This is a genomic window from Bradyrhizobium sp. UFLA03-84 (genome assembly GCF_002289535.1).
Taxonomy (GTDB): Bacteria; Pseudomonadota; Alphaproteobacteria; order Rhizobiales; family Xanthobacteraceae; genus Bradyrhizobium; species Bradyrhizobium viridifuturi.
The window spans coordinates 395701-412040 of sequence record NZ_NSJY01000003.1 but is presented as its reverse complement, the minus strand read 5'-3'; the positions used below and the strand labels follow the sequence as shown (position 1 = coordinate 412040).

Below are 16340 nucleotides of genomic sequence, written 5' to 3'. Positions count from 1 at the left end.
CTGGTCAGAGAAGAGGATTGGCGGATGGCATACCGCCTTTTCCAACGAAGCGAAACGCCATTACGCCCCGAACCGGGCCGTCAGATGGTCAGCTTTTTCAGGGCTGATTTTCTCGACCAGCGGGCCGAAGCTCGCGACCGGCGTGGCGGCACCGCGATCCAGCAGCGGGAGCAGTGGGCCATTGGGCCAGCGCGGCACGGCCTCATCGCGACTGAGCGCGCCGAGCACGCGCGCCGACAGGGCGGGCACGATACTCCACGCGAGCGTCGCGCTGAGCGCGACAAGGTTGATCCCGACGCGCGTGATGACCGCCGCGCGGTCAGGATCGGACTTGATCGCCGTCCAGGGCGCTGCGTGTTGCAGGTAGGCGTTCGCGACGTCCCAGATCGCGCGCGTCGTCGCCGCCGCGGCGCGAAACTCCAGCGCGGTGTGATGGCGGTGAAGCGCTGCGATGCGTTGCTCCAGATCATGCGCGAGCCGGCGCTCGGCATCACCGGGGACGCCACCATCCGGAATGCGGCCGTCGAACGCGCGATGCGCGAAGCTGACGATACGGTTGACGAGGTTGCCGAAAATGTCGGCGAGGTCCTTGTTCACATCGGCAACGAACCGCGAGACGCTGAAATCGGTGTCGGCGCTTTCCGGCGCGTTGGCGATCAGCCACCAGCGCCAGAGATCGGCCGGCAATTCCTCCAGCGCCGCATCGGTGAAGATGCCGCGCTTCCGGCTGGTCGAGAACTTGCCGCCCTCGTAGTTCAACCAATGGAATCCCTTGATCACGTCGGCGGTCTTCCACGGCTCGCCGGAGCCGAGCAGCGTCGCCGGAAAGCTCACCGTGTGGAACGGGATGTTGTCCTTGCCGAGAAACTGGATGTAGCTGACCTCGTCGGCCTGCCACCACCATTCCCGCCAGTCGCGGCCGGGCGCGGCAGCGGCCCACTCCTGCGTCGCCGCGATGTAGCCGATCGGCGCATCGAACCAGACATAGAACACCTTGCCGTCAAAGCCCTCGCGCGGCACCGCAATGCCCCAGTCAAGATCACGTGTAATGCAGCGATCGCGCAAATCGGCGTTGAGCCAACTCTTGGCGGTCGACACCACGAAGGGCGGCCAGCCGGTGCGGCCGTCGATCCATGCGCCGATGCGGTCGACGAGCTGCGACTGACACAGGAACAGATGGCGGCTCTCGCGGATCTCGAGCGCACGGTCGCCTGACAGCGCCGAATGCGGATCGATCAGCTCCGGCGGATCAAGCAGCGCACCGCAATGGTCGCATTGATCGCCGCGTGCCGATCCATCGGCGCAATGCGGGCAGGTGCCGAGCACGTAGCGATCGGGCAGAAAGCGCCGGTCGGCCGGCGAGAACACCTGCCGCGTCGTGCGCGCCTCGATCAGCCCGGCCGCGTCGAGCCGGCGATAGAAGTGCTGCGTCAGCGCATGGTTATGCGGCGTGCTGGTGCGGCCGAAATGATCGAAGGACAGGCCGAAGCGGCGGTAGATGTCGGCCTGGACGGCGTGCTGTGCATCGCAGAATGCTCTGACGTCTTGTCCGGCCTCGATGGCGCCGAGCTCGGCCGGGGTGCCGTGCTCGTCGGTCGCGCAGATGAACAGCACGTCATCGCCGAGCTGCCGGCGGAAGCGGGCGTGGACGTCGGCGGGCAAGAGCGAGCCGACGAGATTGCCGAGATGCTTGACGCCGTTCACGTAAGGCAGGGCGCTGGTGATGAGAATCCTGGTCATGGGTCGAAGTCTTTCGCGTTTCGGTGATGCCGACCCCGAAAAATCAAATCGGGAAAATCAAAAAGCCCTCCCGCATGATCGGAAGGGCTTGGGGTCGGCTCATGCCTGGCGCGCAGGCGCGCACTATCCCGTCCGGTCAGACTCCTTGCGGTCGGGCCGGGGCATTCGCGTCAGATGTTGCACGCACACGAAAGTCACTGCAAAATTCTCCTCGACCCAACATTTACCATCTCTGGACGCATGGCGCCAGATCACATCGCCGGGAGGACAACATGCCGATTGAGGATGACGACCGGCCGAAGAAGAAGATCAGCCACGAGATCGGACAAGATCTCTACCTGCTGTCGGTCGAGGATTTGACCGAGAGGATCGCGCTGCTCAACGCAGAAGTCGACCGATTGAAAGAGGCGATGTCGAAGAAGCGCGCGTCAAAGGACGCCGCGGACGCGTTCTTCAAATCGTAAGCGCTGCAACCTCACATCACGGCGTCCCGGACAAGCGAGCAAAGCAAGCGCGATCCGGGACCCATAACCACCGCTGCTCCTCGTTGCGTAGGGTTGGGCCACAGCCTCGTGCAACGCGGGCACCGGTGGTTATGGGTCCCGGCCTTCGCCGGGACGACGCGTGGGGACCAGCGCGCAGCTGTCCCAAACTAGGTCAATGGCCGACATGGCAAACAAAGCCTGAAGAAATCCGCTCATTTACGATCGGTTAAGCTTTCTCGATTATGACTGCATTGTCCTCGTTTGGACACCGAGTGGCTCCTGTCCACTCTGTTTGACGCCTCCCTGTTATCAACTTCAAAAGCCGCCGGAAACGGCGGCTCTTTTTTTGTTGCATCCACGGCTGGAAACCATAAATCCGGTTGCGGCTGGACTCTTCGGCGCGCCCGCGCAATGATTTGTTCATCATAAGCTGGCGCGTGAGATGCCAGCGGGCGTTACGATGGTGTGAGGGCGTTAACCATGGCCGATCGTTCCCAGAACGAAGCCGGGCTTGTGCTGTTCAGTGAACGGCTGACCAATTCTGCGGCATTCGGCGTGCTGTTCCGGGAAGGCATGGACCTGGTCGAGCAGACCGCCGCCTATCTCGACGGCGACGGCCGTGCCGAGGCCAAGGCGCTGGAACGGTCCGTAAGCCTGACCTATGCCACCGAAAGCATGCGCCTGACCACGCGGCTGATGCAGCTCGCGTCCTGGCTGCTGCTGCATCGCGCGGTCAAGGAAGGCGAGATGACGCTGACCCAGGCCAACCGCGAGAAGACTAAGGTCAAGTTGTCGGCCGCCGATCCCGGCCCAGCCGACATGGTGACGAAACTTCCGGAGCAATTGCAGCAGCTGATCGCCCGTTCGATGGATCTGCAGGCGCGCGTCCGCCGGCTCGACACCACGATCCACGCACCGGCGCCGGATCGCTCCTCGATCGGCAACCCGCTGGTGCCGCAGCTCAACCGCCTCAAGGCGGCGTTCGAGCAGTAGGGTCGGTGCCGAGAGGCATCGCTGGCGCAATCAGCTTCGCCCTGCCGAGGACGATCATTGGACACTTTCTTCTCGCCTGGGTCATGCTCGGATTGCTGATCTTTGCGTGGACCCTGCTGCGGATGATCTGGGCTGCGTACCTGGCCGGCGACCTTAGTCCGTCATCGTATTTCGGCGGCACCTTCTTGCTGGCTGACTACAACCGTAAGCGCTTTCGCATTCTTCTTTGCGCCTTTGGCTGGTTCATGTTTGGCGGGGTCCTTTACAATGTCCTTCAACCCACAGCGCCTTCCGAACCAGGTGTTGCGCATGTCGGGAAATAGCGGGCCTGCAGCATGTTCTCTCGGCGAAAGTCGCTCATAGCGCAGCCGCTTCGGTACCGCTTCTTGTGGCCGCAATTGGCAATGCCGGCGGCCAGACGGTCAGCCATCCGGAGCCCAAGCCGCCCTCCAAGACGCCCGCGGAAATGGCGCAGGCTATTGCTCATTCTATCGAAGCGATGGCTCACGCGTTTGACGCGAAGGCGCCGAATAGGGCGACGCCGCCGATCGCCTTCCAATCTGCAACGTCGCGCGACAACGTCGTCGATGTGCATTACAGGGCGAATGATGCGGGATTGCTTCCTCACAACAAAGCCGAAGGTGAGGAGGAGCGACTTCGATTTGCCGGCAGGTTTTGCTTTGATCGCCTCGTATCGCTGTTTCAAAAGAATGGAGTGGTGATCCATCGGGTCCTTTTCGCGCCCGATAATAGCGTCCCCTTCGAATTCACTATTGATCAATCGACCTGCGCCGCTTTGATTGAAGACGCGAAAGCTCGCGCCGAAACCGCCGAGCGGGAACGAGGGGCGGGGTCGAACTCGCTGGATGAGCCGAAGCGTGTCCACACCATAACCGTTCGGCCGGAGCAGGCCGAACAGAAATAGTTCATGTGGCATCGAACAGCGGCTGACCAGTTCATGCTCCGGTCCGCCGCGTTGGTCTGTTCCGATCCAGGATGCTACGTAACCGGATCGCCGCCGCCTCCAGTTCTTCCGGCTCAAACCCGCCGAAGCCGAGCATCAGGCCGGGCCGCGCCGCTGCGTTGTACATCGGTGAGATCGGCCGCACCACGATGCCGTCGGCGAGCGCTGATTTCGCCAGCTGCACGTCGTCGAAGCGACGCGGCAGCCACAGCAGCAGATGCATGCCCTGGTCGCTCGGCTGCAGCGTGACGTCATCGGGTATGTGTCGTTCGAGCGCCGCAATCAGTGTTGCGCGCCGCGCGGCATAGACGCCGCGGATGCGCCGGATGTGGGCTTCGAACAGGCCCTCGCGCATATAGGCCGCCAGCACATGCTGGTCGGCAGTCGGTGAATGCCGGTCGAGCAGCGCCCGCGCGCCGGCGAAGGCGTCGATCAGCGGCGAAGGCGCCACGACGTAGCCGAGCCGCAGCGAGGGAAACAGCACCTTGCTCAGCGTACCCAGATAGATCACGCGCGACGGCGCGAGGCCCTGCATCGACGGGAAGGGATGTCCTGCATAGCGCAGCTCGCTGTCGTAATCGTCCTCGACGATCCATGCATTGCTACGCTGCGCCCACGCCACCAGCGCGTTGCGGCGGGCCATGCTCAAGGGCATGCCGAGTGGATACTGATGCGACGGCGTCACGAACGCCGCGCGTGCATTGGGACACGCCGCGATCGCGGCATCGATATCGATGCCTTGCGCATCGACGCCAACGCGCGTGGTGACGAGGTCGAGATCGTCGAGTACGGCAGTCATGCCCGGATAGGCGGGATCCTCGGCCCACACCCGATCGCCCGACGACAGCAGCACGCGGCCGGCGAGATAGAGGCCCTGTTGCGTGCCGGCCGTGATCACGACCTGCTCCGGCTCGCAATGCACCGCGCGGGATTTGCGCACATAGTCGGCGATCGCCTGCCGCAGCTCCATCAGTCCGCGCGGATCGCCATAGCTCGCGGGCGCCGCCGCGCGCGATGCGCGCACACGGTTGCCGAGGCGGCGCCAATTGTCGTCGGGGGCGACCGCACCGCCGGGGACCGCGATCGCAAACGGGATTTCGGGCATCGGCGTGAAGGCCGTCACCACTTTGGCAAGTCGCGCCGCGCGCGGTGGCAGCTGGATCGGCGCAGATTTGTTCGGGCGGCGATCGATCGCAGCCGGCCGCGCTTGTTCCGCGAGCGTCGGCGCCACCCGCGTGCCGGCGCCGACCTGCGATTCCAGATAGCCCTCGGCCTGCAACTGCTCGAACGCCTCGGTGACCGTGCCACGCGCAACGCCGAGCGAGGCCGACAGCGCACGCGTCGACGGCAGCAATTCTCCGGCCTTCAATTCGCCCTTGGCGATCGCCGCGCGCAGGGCCTGCGCGAGCTGACGCCCGACCTGTCCGGCGGCGCGGTCGATTGCGCCGAGTGAGGGGATGCTGATGGTGGCGCGCAGGCGCGGCATAGTGGACCAATCAAGATGATCGAAAGTGGCTCTTATCATAGGCCACTTCGGCGCTATGGTGCGAGCAGCAATAGATCAGGTCGACCAAGAGGTTCGCGATGTACCTGCCGCCGCATTTCAAGATGGAAGAGCTCGGCCCGATCCATGCCGCGATGCGGGCCTCACGGCTCGCGACGCTGGTCACCGCGACCGCGGACGGCTTGATCGGAACGCCGCTGCCGCTGATCCTCAATGAGGACGAGGGCGAGTACGGCACGCTGTACGGTCACGTCGCGCGGCCCAATCCGCAATGGAAGCTGCCCGCGACCGGCGAGGCGATGGCGATCTTCATGGGCCCCGACGCCTATGTGACGCCGTCCTGGTATGTGACCAAGGCCGAGCACGGCAAGGTGGTGCCGACCTGGAATTACGTCGCCGTGCACGCCTATGGAGTGGCCGAGTTCTTCGAGGATGCCGACCGCTTGCTCGAAATCGTCACCCGGTTGACCAGGCTGCACGAGAGTTCGCGCAAGGAGGCCTGGCAGGTCAGCGATGCGCCCGATGATTTCATCAAGGCGCAGCTGCGCGGCATCGTCGGCTTCCGGATGCCGATCAGCCGGATCGACGCCAAGAAGAAGATGAGCCAGAATCGCAAGCTCGAGGATCGCGCCGGCGTCATCTCGGGTCTCGGCGAAAGCGACAATCCTCATGACCGTGAGGTCGCAGCGTTGATTCCGGCGAACTGAGATGAAAGCCACAATGGAATTGTACCTTGCCTTCGCGATCACGACCGCGACCTTCGCACTGATCCCGGGTCCCGCCATGCTGTACGCCGCTGCCCGCACGCTCGCGGGCGGCCGGCGCGCGGGGCTGATGGCCTCGCTCGGCCTGCATCTCGGCGGCTATGTCCATGTCATCGCCGCGGCTGCGGGGCTCGCGCTGCTGTTTCACGCGGTGCCGCCGCTATTCATGGCGATGAAGCTCGCCGGCGCGGCCTATCTGGTCTGGCTCGGCCTGTCGCTGTTTCGCGATCGCGACAACACCAAGCGTCCCACACTGGCGCCGCTCTCCGCGGAGCGTGCCTTCGCGCAAAGCATCGTCGTCGAGGTGCTCAATCCGAAGACCGCGATCTTCTTCCTGGCGTTCCTGCCGCAATTCGTCGATGCGTCGGCAAGCCTGCCGGTCTGGGCCCAGCTGTTCCTGCTCGGCACCACGGTCAACCTGACCTTCTCGGTGGTCGATATCGTCTGCGTGTTCTTTGCCAGCGCCGTGATGTCGAGGCTGCAGCGCTCGCGTACCTCGCAGCGGATCATGCAGCGGATCGGCGGCAGCATCCTGGTTGCGCTCGGCGCGCGGCTGGCGTTCGGGGATCGCTAGGCGCAGGCGCTGTCGATCAGTGGCAACGGGGTCGATCGACGCTTCGCCGACCTGCGCTGCGAGCTGCTTCCGCAGATCCACGGCGTGTATTCATGAAGCGGCCAGCAACCGGCGGAAATATCCTCAACCCTCGGTAGCGCAATCCGGGATGTATGGTACCGTGCGCCTCTCGGGACGGCTGTTCCGTCCCGCATTTGGGAGGGCAAGTCATGAGATTGTCGTCACGCTTTGTCGCGCCTTCAGCTGCCTCCGTCTTGTCGACCGTGTTGCTGTGCGGCCCGGCAGCATCACAAACCGATTCCGCCAAGCCGCTTCCTTCCATCACGGTCGAAGCACCGAAGCCGGCGGTGCGGCCAAATCGGCCGACGCAGGCGGCGACCACAGGGGCGTCGCACCGGAGATCGAGAACCGCTCAGACGTCATCGTCGTCAGCGCGCGCGCCGTCGCCGGATTCCGTGCTGGGCAGGATTGCCGCGCTGGAGAAGGTCGCCAGCAATTGCAATGGTGGTTGCGAGTCGAGCATGCCGCACGGCAAGGACCCCTGGGTGGGGTGCAGCGAGTCGGCGGGCGGCCAAGCATATGGACCGTTCTCGACAACATGCCGCGACAATCTGACCTACAAATCCTACGTGGATTGCGTCGAGACCAAATGGTTCCTGGGCGAATACCGCAACAGGGCCTGGTGGCTTTGCAGCAGCCTGCAGGCCGCAGGGAAGTTCAAAGTCGCCGAACTCAAGCGACCGAAACATCCGCGCTAGGTTGGACCTCCCGCAGGCAGTCTGTTCCGGTTGAACACAAGCTCTGCGTCTCTGGACATCGCGAGCGTGCCACACATTCACTGTCGTCCCGGCGAAGGCCGGGACCCATAACCGCCGAAGGTGATCGTTGTGCGACGCTGGGGCCACGGCTCTCCGTAACAACATTGCCCTGTGGTTATGGGTCCCTGCTTTCGCAGGGACGACGGTTGTGGATGCAGGTCGTGCCATACATTCGGTGTCGTCCTGGCGAAAGCCAGGACCCATTGCCCCGAATCCCAATTGTTGCGCGGCGCTGGGCCGCAATCCCGTTCATCACCGAACGCGGTGGTTATGGGTCTCGGCCCCCCGTGCGCAATTGCGCACTAGGCCGGGAGGACGGGATGGAGAGGCCGCCCGTCGCGCCGATCCGGAGCGCTCCCCCAAAACAAAAACGCCCCCGAGTTGGAGGCGTTTTGCGTTCGATCGAGAGGATCCCGAAGCGGACTTTAGTCCTTCTTGAGGAAGCCCGAAAACTTCTTCTGGAAGCGCGAGACGCGGCCGCCGCGGTCCATCAGCTGCTGGGTGCCGCCGGTCCAGGCCGGGTGCGACTTGGGATCGATGTCGAGGTTCAGCGTGTCGCCTTCCTTGCCCCAGGTCGAGCGGGTCAGGTATTCGGTGCCGTCGGTCATGACGACCTTAATCGTATGATAATTCGGATGAATATCGGCTTTCATGACAGTTCCTTCGGCGCGCCGGCGCCCATCTCAAGACATTCAGGTACGGGATTTGGGCGGCTCTATAACCCATAGAGACCCCCAAAACAAGCCAAGAAAGGGCTTAAGCCCATCACCGCATTGGGACTTTACCGGATTTGCCAGCCGGGGGTCGGCGGGCCTATGTGGGGGGCGATAGAACCGGTCTAAGAATAATGAGTGTAGCCGAACAGCTTGAGACCCCTCGCGGCGCCCCCGAGCCTCCGCGCGACGCGCTGCTCGATGAAGAAGCCTTCATCGAGAGCCAGATCGCGGAGCCGGCGAAGAGCCGTGCCCGCCTGCGCCCGCTGCTTGCGCTCGCGCCCTATGTGGCGCGCTACAAGGGGCGGGCGATCCTGGCGCTGATCTCGCTGACGATTGCGGCGATCACCACGCTGGTCGTGCCGGTCGCGGTGCGGCGGATGATCGACCTCGGCTTCACGCCCGAAGGCATCGCGATGATCAACAGCTATTTCAGCGTGATGATCGCGGTCGTCGCAGTGCTCGCTTGCGCCAGTGCTTCCCGCTACTACCTCGTGATGACGATCGGCGAGCGCATCGTCGCCGATCTCCGGCGCGACGTGTTCGCGCATCTGATCTCGCTGTCGCCCTCGTTCTTCGATTCCGCCCGCTCAGGTGAACTGGTGTCGCGGCTCACCGCCGACACCACGCAGATCAAGTCCGCGGTCGGCGCCTCGGTCTCGATCGCGTTGCGCAACCTGATGCTGTTCTTCGGCGCCGCCGCGATGATGGTGATCACGAGCCCGCGGCTGTCCGGCTTCGTGCTGCTGGCGATTCCGATCATCGTGATCCCGCTGGTCGCGTTCGGCCGCTGGGTGCGGCGGCTGTCGCGCACCGCCCAGGATACGCTGGCCGACGCCAGCGCCTATGCGAGCGAGCTCGTCAACGGAATCCGCACCGTGCAGGCCTATACCGGCGAACGGCTCGCCAGGACGCGCTTTGCCCGCGAGGTCGAGCAGGCCTATGACGCCGCGCGCAGCTCGACCAAGGCGCGTGCGGTACTGACGCTGATCGTGATCTTCATCGTCTTCGCCAGCGTCGTCGTGATCCTGTGGGTCGGCTCGCATGACGTGCTGACGGGGGCGATCAGTCCAGGCCGGCTCGGCCAGTTCGTTCTCTATACGGCGTTCGCGGCGAGCGGCCTCGGCCAGCTCAGCGAGGTCTGGGGCGAGGTCTCGGCCGCATCCGGCGCCGCCGAGCGTCTGTTCGAGATCCTGCGCGTCAGGCCGCAGATCGCGGCGCCCGCGTCGCCGCGCGCGCTGCCGCAGCCGGCACGCGGCGATGTCGGTTTCGACAATGTCGGCTTCGCCTATCCGACCCGGCCCAACGCGCTTGCGGTCGACGGCGTGTCGCTGAAGGTCGGATCCGGCGAGAAGGTCGCGATCGTCGGTCCCTCCGGCGCCGGCAAGAGCACGCTGTTCCATCTGCTGCTGCGCTTCTACGATCCGAAATCGGGCATCATCTCGCTCGACGGCGTGCCGATCCGGCAGGCCGATCCGGCCGAGGTGCGGGCGCGGATCGCGCTGGTGCCGCAGGATTCCGTGGTGTTCGCCGCCTCAGCCCGCGAGAACATCCGGTTCGGGCGGCCCGATGCCACCGACGCCGAGGTCGAGCGCGCCGCTGACCTCGCCCATGCCACCGAATTCCTGCGCCGCCTGCCGGAAGGCTTCGACGCCCAGCTCGGCGAGCGCGGCGTGACGCTGTCGGGCGGCCAGCGCCAGCGCATCGCGATCGCGCGCGCGATCCTGCGCGATGCGCCGCTGCTGCTGCTCGATGAGGCGACCTCGGCGCTCGACGCCGAGAGCGAGACGCTGGTGCAGACCGCGCTGGAGGAATTGATGCGCCATCGCACCACGCTTGTGATCGCGCATCGGCTGGCGACCGTGCTGTCCTGCGACCGCATCCTGGTCATGGACCAGGGCAAGATCGTCGAGCAGGGCACCCATGCCGAACTGGTCGCCGCGGGCGGCCTCTATGCGCGGCTGGCGCGCCTGCAGTTCGAGGGAATCTGAGCGGATCGGGACTCCGTGCGCTCCACCTATGCGATTCCTATGCGATCGCCCGCGCGCTCCCCTCGAAAACCTACTCCCGCGTGGGGATAGTCGCGCCGCGTCTGACCTCCCCCGACAGCCGAGGCAGGTCAGTCGCGCGGGGTGTTCGACTGATGCGCGAGATGGTGAGCGAACCGGAGAGCAAGCTGCTCCGTGCCTGGCAGCTTGCCGTGCTGCGCTTCGCCGTGACGCTCGACGACGACGATCGGATGCACGCGCTCGGTGTTGCCGGCGAGGTCGATCGGCTGGGCGGCGCCGCCGATGACGCTTTCCACTTCTTCCGCAGGACGACCGCGGAGTTGTGCGCGGCGATCTCCGGCCGGAGCGTGGATCAGGACGCCGTGATCCGGCGATTCCTGGCGCAGATCGACAATGTCAGGCTCAAGCGTGCATTCGAGGCGGCGATCTCCAGGGACCGTACGCCGCCAAAACTGGTGGCGAGCCGCATCAAGCCAGGCAACGATCTCTGGCGAGGGTTGCCGTCGCGGCGTGCAACCGGATCGTAGGGAAGGGCTCCCCTGCAATCGCCATCACGGCGCGGCGGATATTCCGCCAGAGCATGTCGCCACAACCCTGGCCGGGTTGCCGCGATGCGTGCGATGCGCTTCTCTGTGCGCGAAAAGAGACCGGTCGGTTTCGGAATGCGGGGAGTGGTGAGATGGGTGGTTTGGTGATCAGCGGCGGCCGGGTGGTGGATCCGGCCAGCGGGATGGACGCGGTCGGCGATGTCGCCGTGGTCGACGGCAAGATCGCCGCTGTCGGCACCGGCCTTGGCGGCGCCGCGCGCCAGATCGACGCGACCGGGCTCGTCGTGGCACCAGGCTTCATCGACCTGCACGCGCATGGCCAGACCATTCCGGCTGATCGGATGCAGGCGTTCGACGGGGTGACGACATCGCTCGACCTCGAGGCCGGCGTGCTGCCGGTGGCATCCTGGTACAAGCGCCAGGCCGAGAAGGGGCGGGTACTGAACTACGGCGCCGCGACCAACTGGGCGTTTGCGCGCATCGGCGCGATGACCGGCTCCAATTCGGAAAGCTCGCTGGAATCATTCGGCGCGGCGATGCGCGATCGCCGCTGGATCGAGAACGTGGCGACCGAGAGCGAGGTCGGCGGCATCCTCGAGCGTCTCGCCAACGGTCTGAATGAAGGCGGCATCGGCATCGGCATTCTCAACGCCTATGCCCCCGGCGCCGGCGTGCAGGAATTGACCGCGGTGTGCCAGCTCGCGGCCGATCACGCGGTGCCGACCTTCACCCACGTCGCCTACATGTCGCGCATCGATCCCGAGAGCGCGGCCGAGGCCTATATCCGCCTGATCGGCTATGCCGGCGCCACCGGCGCGCATATGCACATCTGCCACTTCAACTCGTCGAGCAAGACCGATATCGAGCGCTGCGTCGCGCTGATCGCGAAAGCGCAGGCGCAGGGCCTGCCGATCACGGTGGAGGCCTATCCCTACGGCACCGGCTCGACGGTGCTGGCGGCGACCTTCTTCAGCGATCCCAAATTCGAGGAGCGCAACGGCCTCGGCTACGATTCGGTGCAGCGTGTGACCGACGGTCACCGCTTCGGCAGCCGTGAGGAGCTGCTGGCGGCGCAGGCCGAGGAGCCCTCGACGCTGGTGCTCTGGCATGTGCTCGACATCGAGAACAACGCGCATCATCGCGATCTGCTCGACATGGCGGTGCTGTATCCGGGCGGTGCGATTGCCTCCGACGCGATGCCGTGGACACTGTCGGATGGCCGGCCCTACACCGGCGACGCCTGGCCGCTGCCGGACGACGCCACTTCGCATCCGCGCTCGGCCGGCTGCTTCACGCGTTTCATCCGCGAATGGGTGCGCGAGCGCAAGAAGGTGTCGCTGCTCGAGGGCATCCGCAAATGCGCGCTGATCCCGGCCGAGATCCTGTCGGCGAGCACGCCGGCAATGCGTGCCAAAGGTAGATTGCAGGCGGGCGCCGATGCCGATGTCGTCGTGTTCGACTACGAGACGCTGAGCGATCGCGCGACCTTCTCGGCGATGAACCGTCCGGCGGAAGGCGTGCGGCACCTCGTGGTCAGCGGCCAGCCGCTGATCAATGACGGCGTGCTCGATGTCGCGGCGCGGCCCGGCCGGCCGGTGCGCCGGCCCGTCATCGGGGGCTGACGTGCCGGTCCCGATCCTGCTGGTCGCGGGCTTCCTCGGGGCGGGCAAGACCACGGTCGTCAACCATCTGCTGGCGCATGCGCAAGGCAAGCGCATCGCCGCCGTGGTCAACGATTTCGGTGCGATCAACATCGACGCGGAGTTGATCGCCGGCGCCAGTGATGGCGTGGTCAGTCTGAGCAACGGCTGCATCTGCTGCACGCTGGAGGGCGATCTGCTGCGCACGCTTGCAACCTTGTTGCGGCGTGATCCGCGTCCCGAGTTCATCGTGATCGAGACCAGCGGCATCGCCGATCCCGCCGACATCGTCCGCAACCTGATGGATCCGGTGATCTGGAAGGAGGCGCCGCTGGAGACGGTGCTCTGCGTCGTCGACGCGACGCAGCCGGTGGCGATGCTGGATGACGCGCTGCTGCGCTCGCAGTTGCGGGCGGCGGATGTGGTGGCGCTGAGCAAGGTGGATCTCGCCGATGCAGCCGCCTGCGCCGCGATCCGCGCCGCCGTGCGAACGGTGCGGCCGGCGGCGGTGATTGTCGATGCCTTGCATGGCGAAGTGCCAACGGAATTGCTGTTTCCGGCCGATCTCGATCATGTGCCGGCGCCGCGCGAGGCCGCGCCGCGACGGCCGGCAGCTGATCGCTTCGAGACGCTGAGCTGGACCTCGGAGCGGCCGGTGCGGCTGCCGCGCCTGCAACAGGCGATCGGCAAACTGGCGCTGAAGCTGGCGCGGGCGAAGGGATTGTTCGAAACGGTGGAGCAGCCCGGGCGGCTGACGGTATTTCAACTCGCCGGCGGACGCGCGACGCTGGCTGCCGGCGGCGTACCAGCGCCCGGCGTGCCGCGTACGCGAATCGTATTCATCGCCGAGATGGGTGCGCTCTCGCGCGCCGAGATTGATGCGATCATGGAGCATTGCGTCGAGACTTAGTGAGGTAAGCCCGCACTCTTTGTGACGTCGCGGCCACGTACATCGGCAAAGCATGTGTGCGACAATCGCATCGAATTGACAGCTCTGCGTCCGCCACCTATCGTTTTTCTCGACGGTTCCCTTCGGGGATCAAAAGGGAATGCGGTGCGAGGGTAACCCCAATGCCGCAGCTGTCCCCGCAACTGTAAACGGCGAGCCTTTCGTCAATTTGCCACTGGGCCATCAGGCCCGGGAAGGCGTCGACAGGCGATGACCCGTGAGCCAGGAGACCTGCCGTCAGTCGTGGTCACACGCGAGCACATCGGGCGGGGGCGTCCTGGTGGGATCGGAGCACTGCCTTTTGGGCAATGCGCCAGTCCGCGTTCGCGGTGACGTGCCACGTTACCGCGAGTCGTTTCATGTCCTCGTCTCCCTCCGTTGCGCGCAACTGGCGCCTCGGTCTCGTCTGCTCCCTGTCATCGTTGCTGCTGCCGGCTGAGGCTTCGGCACAAACAGCTCCACCCACCACGCTCGATCCGATCGAGGTCGCCCCCTCGACATCCGCAAAGTTCAAACCCGCTGCGCGAAGCAGCAACAGCGCGGCGGCGCCGCGACGCGCCAGATCGGCGACGGTCGCCGCAGCCGGCGGCGCGCCGCGTGCCGCAGCGTCAGGCGCATCGGGGCCGGCATCGCCGACACTCAATGCAACGACGCAGGGCGGCACCGGCAGCCGCCTCAATCTGACGCCGCTGCAGACGCCGGCCAGCGTCGAGATCATCACGGCGCAGACCATCGCCGAACGCGGTCAGCACAATGTGCTCGATGCCGTCACCCAGAACGCGGCCGGCTTCATCGCCACGCCGGCGCCCGGCAATGGCGGGCTGTCGTTCAGCACCCGCGGTTTTGCCGGCAGCAACTCGGTGATGACGCTGTATGACGGCACGCGCTTCTATATCGGCTCCGGCACGCTGACGTTCCCTTACGACACCTGGTCGACGCAGCGCATCGAAGTGCTGCGCGGCCCGGCCTCGGTGCTGTACGGCGAAGGCGCGATCGGCGGCGTCATCAACGTGATCCCGAAGAAGCCGTTAGCCACGCCGTACAACGAGGCCGAGGTCTCGCTCGACAGCAACATGACGCGGCGGCTCTCGGTGGACTCTACTGGTCCGATCAATCCCAATGTGTCGTACCGCATCAACGCCACCGGCAACATGTCGGACGGCTGGGTCGATCGCGACACGACCTCGAATGCAGCGGTCTCGGCCGCCGTGCGCGTGCAGGCGTCGGACAATCTCGCCTTCACGCTGTCCGAGGACTATGGCGATCGCAGCCCGTCACGCTACTTCGGCACGCCGTTGCTCAACGGCTCGATCCAGGACGCGCTGCGCTTCAAGAGCTACAACGCATCCGACAGCGCGATCCGCTACCAGGACAGCTGGACCCAGTTCAAGACCGAATGGGATGTCGCCGACGGCATCAAGGTCAACAACACGCTCTACTATCTGACCAGCGAGCGGCACTGGCGCGACATCGAAAACTACACCTTCAATCCGAAGACCCAGCTGATCGATCGCTCCAGCTATATCGAGATCTTCCACGACCAGAAGCAGCTCGGCAACCGGATGGATACGACCTTCAGCGGTCACGTGTTCGGCCTTGCGAACCAGTTCGTTGCCGGGTTCGACGTCAACCGGATCGATTTCACCCACACCAACAACTCGCCCTATGGCGGCGCGTCGTCGGTCAACCCTTACGTGTTCGATCCAGGGTCGTTCTTTGCGACGACCACGGCGACCACGCCGGGCTTCAACGCGATCGTCAATCAATACGCGCTGTTCGCAGAGGATCGGCTGTCGCTGACCGATCAGTTGTCTGTTGTCACCGGCGTCAGGTACGATCGTCCGGAGGTCGATCGCACCGATTACAAGACGCCGTCAAACAGCTTTGAGACCACGCTGTCGGGAACGAGCTGGCGCACCGGCCTCGTTTACGAGCCGATCAAGAACCTCGCGTTCTATGGTCAGTACGCGGTCGGCGTCGATCCGGTCAGCAATCTGATCTCACTGTCGACCTCGCAGAAGACCTTCCAGCTCGCGACGGGCAAGCAGACCGAGATCGGGGTCAAACAGTCGTTCTGGGGCGGCCGCGGCGAGTGGACGCTGGCGGGCTACGATATCGTCAAGACCGGGCTGACGATTCCTGATCCAGCCAATCCCGGCACCGGCTTGGCGCTGCAGATCGGCCAGCAATCTTCCCGCGGGGTCGAGGCGTCGGTCGGGCTTGCGCTGGATTACGGCTGGCGCATCGACGCCAATCTGGCGCTGCTGCGCGCCCGATATGACAACAACAGCCAGCTGGTCGGCGGCAAGATCGTCAGCTATGCCGGCAATGTTCCGGTCAACGTACCGCAGCAGGTCTCGAACGTCTGGCTGACCTGGGATTTCGCACCGAACTGGTCTGCCTATGGTGGCGTGCAGATCGTCGGCGCGATGTACTCCGATCTCGCCAACACCCAGTTGCGGCCGGGCTACAATGTGGTCAATGGCGGCATCAAGTGGAAGCCGGATGGTCGCACCACGGTCGCGTTCCGGGTCTACAATCTGTTCGACAAGGTCTACGCGGTGACCTCGAACGGCACGGGGCAGTGGCTGCTCGGCATGCCGCGCACCGCGGAACTGTCCCTCAACGTGAAGTTCTGA

General features: G+C 65.0%; 15 protein-coding genes and 1 riboswitch. Of the genes, 12 read left to right on the top strand and 3 right to left on the bottom strand.

What is annotated here, in order from left to right; translation table 11 throughout:
• Nucleotides 1-60 precede the first annotated feature (60 nt).
• A complete protein-coding gene (gene metG, locus CK489_RS01945; RefSeq protein WP_095731084.1) occupies nucleotides 61-1740 on the bottom strand; it encodes a methionine--tRNA ligase in 1680 nt (559 codons plus the stop codon).
• A gap of 272 nt (nucleotides 1741-2012) precedes the next feature.
• On the opposite strand from metG, the gene CK489_RS01940 reads away from it, so the two are divergent.
• The 4 genes from CK489_RS01940 (at nucleotide 2013) to CK489_RS01920 (ending at nucleotide 4143) form a co-directional block, all read left to right on the top strand.
• Nucleotides 2013-2204: a DUF1192 domain-containing protein gene (locus tag CK489_RS01940; protein ID WP_050631350.1), complete on the top strand. Its 192-nt coding sequence runs from the start codon at nucleotides 2013-2015 to the stop codon at nucleotides 2202-2204.
• Between the two features lie 501 nt (nucleotides 2205-2705).
• The gene (rcdA, locus tag CK489_RS01930; protein WP_021081334.1) at nucleotides 2706-3218 is read left to right on the top strand and encodes a protease adaptor protein RcdA; all 513 of its coding nucleotides are present in this window, start codon (nucleotides 2706-2708) and stop codon (nucleotides 3216-3218) included.
• A 5-nt stretch (nucleotides 3219-3223) separates the two neighbouring features.
• The gene (locus tag CK489_RS01925) at nucleotides 3224-3541 is read left to right on the top strand and encodes a hypothetical protein (RefSeq protein WP_095731083.1); all 318 of its coding nucleotides are present in this window, start codon (nucleotides 3224-3226) and stop codon (nucleotides 3539-3541) included.
• A 65-nt stretch (nucleotides 3542-3606) separates the two neighbouring features.
• Entirely contained in the window at nucleotides 3607-4143 is a 537-nt protein-coding gene (locus CK489_RS01920; RefSeq protein WP_143278069.1) for a hypothetical protein, read from the top strand.
• A 31-nt stretch (nucleotides 4144-4174) separates the two neighbouring features.
• On the opposite strand, the gene pdxR is transcribed toward CK489_RS01920, so the two are convergent.
• On the bottom strand, nucleotides 4175-5668 hold the full coding sequence (pdxR, locus tag CK489_RS01915; protein ID WP_095731081.1) for a MocR-like pyridoxine biosynthesis transcription factor PdxR: 1494 nt from the start codon (nucleotides 5666-5668) through the stop codon (nucleotides 4175-4177).
• 98 nt (nucleotides 5669-5766) lie between these two features.
• Between pdxR and CK489_RS01910 the strand changes: the two genes are divergently transcribed.
• The 3 genes from CK489_RS01910 (at nucleotide 5767) to CK489_RS01900 (ending at nucleotide 7782) form a co-directional block, all read left to right on the top strand.
• Complete coding sequence (locus tag CK489_RS01910) at nucleotides 5767-6393, top strand: FMN-binding negative transcriptional regulator (protein WP_095731080.1); 627 nt, start codon at nucleotides 5767-5769, stop codon at nucleotides 6391-6393.
• Between the two features lie 13 nt (nucleotides 6394-6406).
• Nucleotides 6407-7024, top strand: a complete 618-nt coding sequence (locus CK489_RS01905; protein ID WP_095731196.1) for a LysE family translocator — start codon at nucleotides 6407-6409, stop codon at nucleotides 7022-7024.
• Nucleotides 7025-7287: 263 nt separating this feature from the next.
• Entirely contained in the window at nucleotides 7288-7782 is a 495-nt protein-coding gene (locus tag CK489_RS01900) for a hypothetical protein (protein ID WP_245350233.1), read from the top strand.
• Between the two features lie 485 nt (nucleotides 7783-8267).
• On the opposite strand, the gene rpmE is transcribed toward CK489_RS01900, so the two are convergent.
• The gene (gene rpmE / locus CK489_RS01895) at nucleotides 8268-8495 is read right to left on the bottom strand and encodes a 50S ribosomal protein L31 (RefSeq protein ID WP_016845230.1); all 228 of its coding nucleotides are present in this window, start codon (nucleotides 8493-8495) and stop codon (nucleotides 8268-8270) included.
• Nucleotides 8496-8689: 194 nt separating this feature from the next.
• On the opposite strand from rpmE, the gene CK489_RS01890 reads away from it, so the two are divergent.
• The 5 genes from CK489_RS01890 (at nucleotide 8690) to CK489_RS01870 (ending at nucleotide 16340) form a co-directional block, all read left to right on the top strand.
• On the top strand, nucleotides 8690-10546 hold the full coding sequence (locus CK489_RS01890; protein WP_095731079.1) for an ABC transporter ATP-binding protein/permease: 1857 nt from the start codon (nucleotides 8690-8692) through the stop codon (nucleotides 10544-10546).
• A 152-nt stretch (nucleotides 10547-10698) separates the two neighbouring features.
• Complete coding sequence (locus CK489_RS01885) at nucleotides 10699-11091, top strand: hypothetical protein (protein ID WP_245350225.1); 393 nt, start codon at nucleotides 10699-10701, stop codon at nucleotides 11089-11091.
• A gap of 152 nt (nucleotides 11092-11243) precedes the next feature.
• Nucleotides 11244-12734, top strand: coding sequence for an amidohydrolase family protein (locus tag CK489_RS01880; RefSeq protein WP_095731077.1), 1491 nt, complete (start codon nucleotides 11244-11246; stop codon nucleotides 12732-12734).
• A 1-nt stretch (nucleotide 12735) separates the two neighbouring features.
• Nucleotides 12736-13662 (top strand): CobW family GTP-binding protein, encoded by a 927-nt coding sequence (locus tag CK489_RS01875; RefSeq protein WP_095731195.1) that lies wholly within the window; start codon nucleotides 12736-12738, stop codon nucleotides 13660-13662.
• A gap of 96 nt (nucleotides 13663-13758) precedes the next feature.
• A riboswitch (cobalamin riboswitch) is annotated at nucleotides 13759-13954 on the top strand.
• A 106-nt stretch (nucleotides 13955-14060) separates the two neighbouring features.
• The gene (locus CK489_RS01870) at nucleotides 14061-16340 is read left to right on the top strand and encodes a TonB-dependent receptor (RefSeq protein WP_095731076.1); all 2280 of its coding nucleotides are present in this window, start codon (nucleotides 14061-14063) and stop codon (nucleotides 16338-16340) included.

Bases quoted from the DNA above. Each gene is read 5' to 3' on its own strand.
- metG (WP_095731084.1), bottom strand. From the start codon at position 1,740: ATGACCAGGATTCTCATCACCAGCGCCCTGCCTTACGTGAACGGCGTC.
- CK489_RS01940 (WP_050631350.1), top strand. From the start codon at position 2,013: ATGCCGATTGAGGATGACGACCGGCCGAAGAAGAAGATCAGCCACGAG.
- rcdA (WP_021081334.1), top strand. From the start codon at position 2,706: ATGGCCGATCGTTCCCAGAACGAAGCCGGGCTTGTGCTGTTCAGTGAA.
- pdxR (WP_095731081.1), bottom strand. From the start codon at position 5,668: ATGCCGCGCCTGCGCGCCACCATCAGCATCCCCTCACTCGGCGCAATC.
- CK489_RS01910 (WP_095731080.1), top strand. From the start codon at position 5,767: ATGTACCTGCCGCCGCATTTCAAGATGGAAGAGCTCGGCCCGATCCAT.
- CK489_RS01905 (WP_095731196.1), top strand. From the start codon at position 6,407: ATGGAATTGTACCTTGCCTTCGCGATCACGACCGCGACCTTCGCACTG.
- rpmE (WP_016845230.1), bottom strand. From the start codon at position 8,495: ATGAAAGCCGATATTCATCCGAATTATCATACGATTAAGGTCGTCATG.
- CK489_RS01890 (WP_095731079.1), top strand. From the start codon at position 8,690: ATGAGTGTAGCCGAACAGCTTGAGACCCCTCGCGGCGCCCCCGAGCCT.
- CK489_RS01885 (WP_245350225.1), top strand. From the start codon at position 10,699: ATGCGCGAGATGGTGAGCGAACCGGAGAGCAAGCTGCTCCGTGCCTGG.
- CK489_RS01880 (WP_095731077.1), top strand. From the start codon at position 11,244: ATGGGTGGTTTGGTGATCAGCGGCGGCCGGGTGGTGGATCCGGCCAGC.
- CK489_RS01870 (WP_095731076.1), top strand. From the start codon at position 14,061: ATGTCCTCGTCTCCCTCCGTTGCGCGCAACTGGCGCCTCGGTCTCGTC.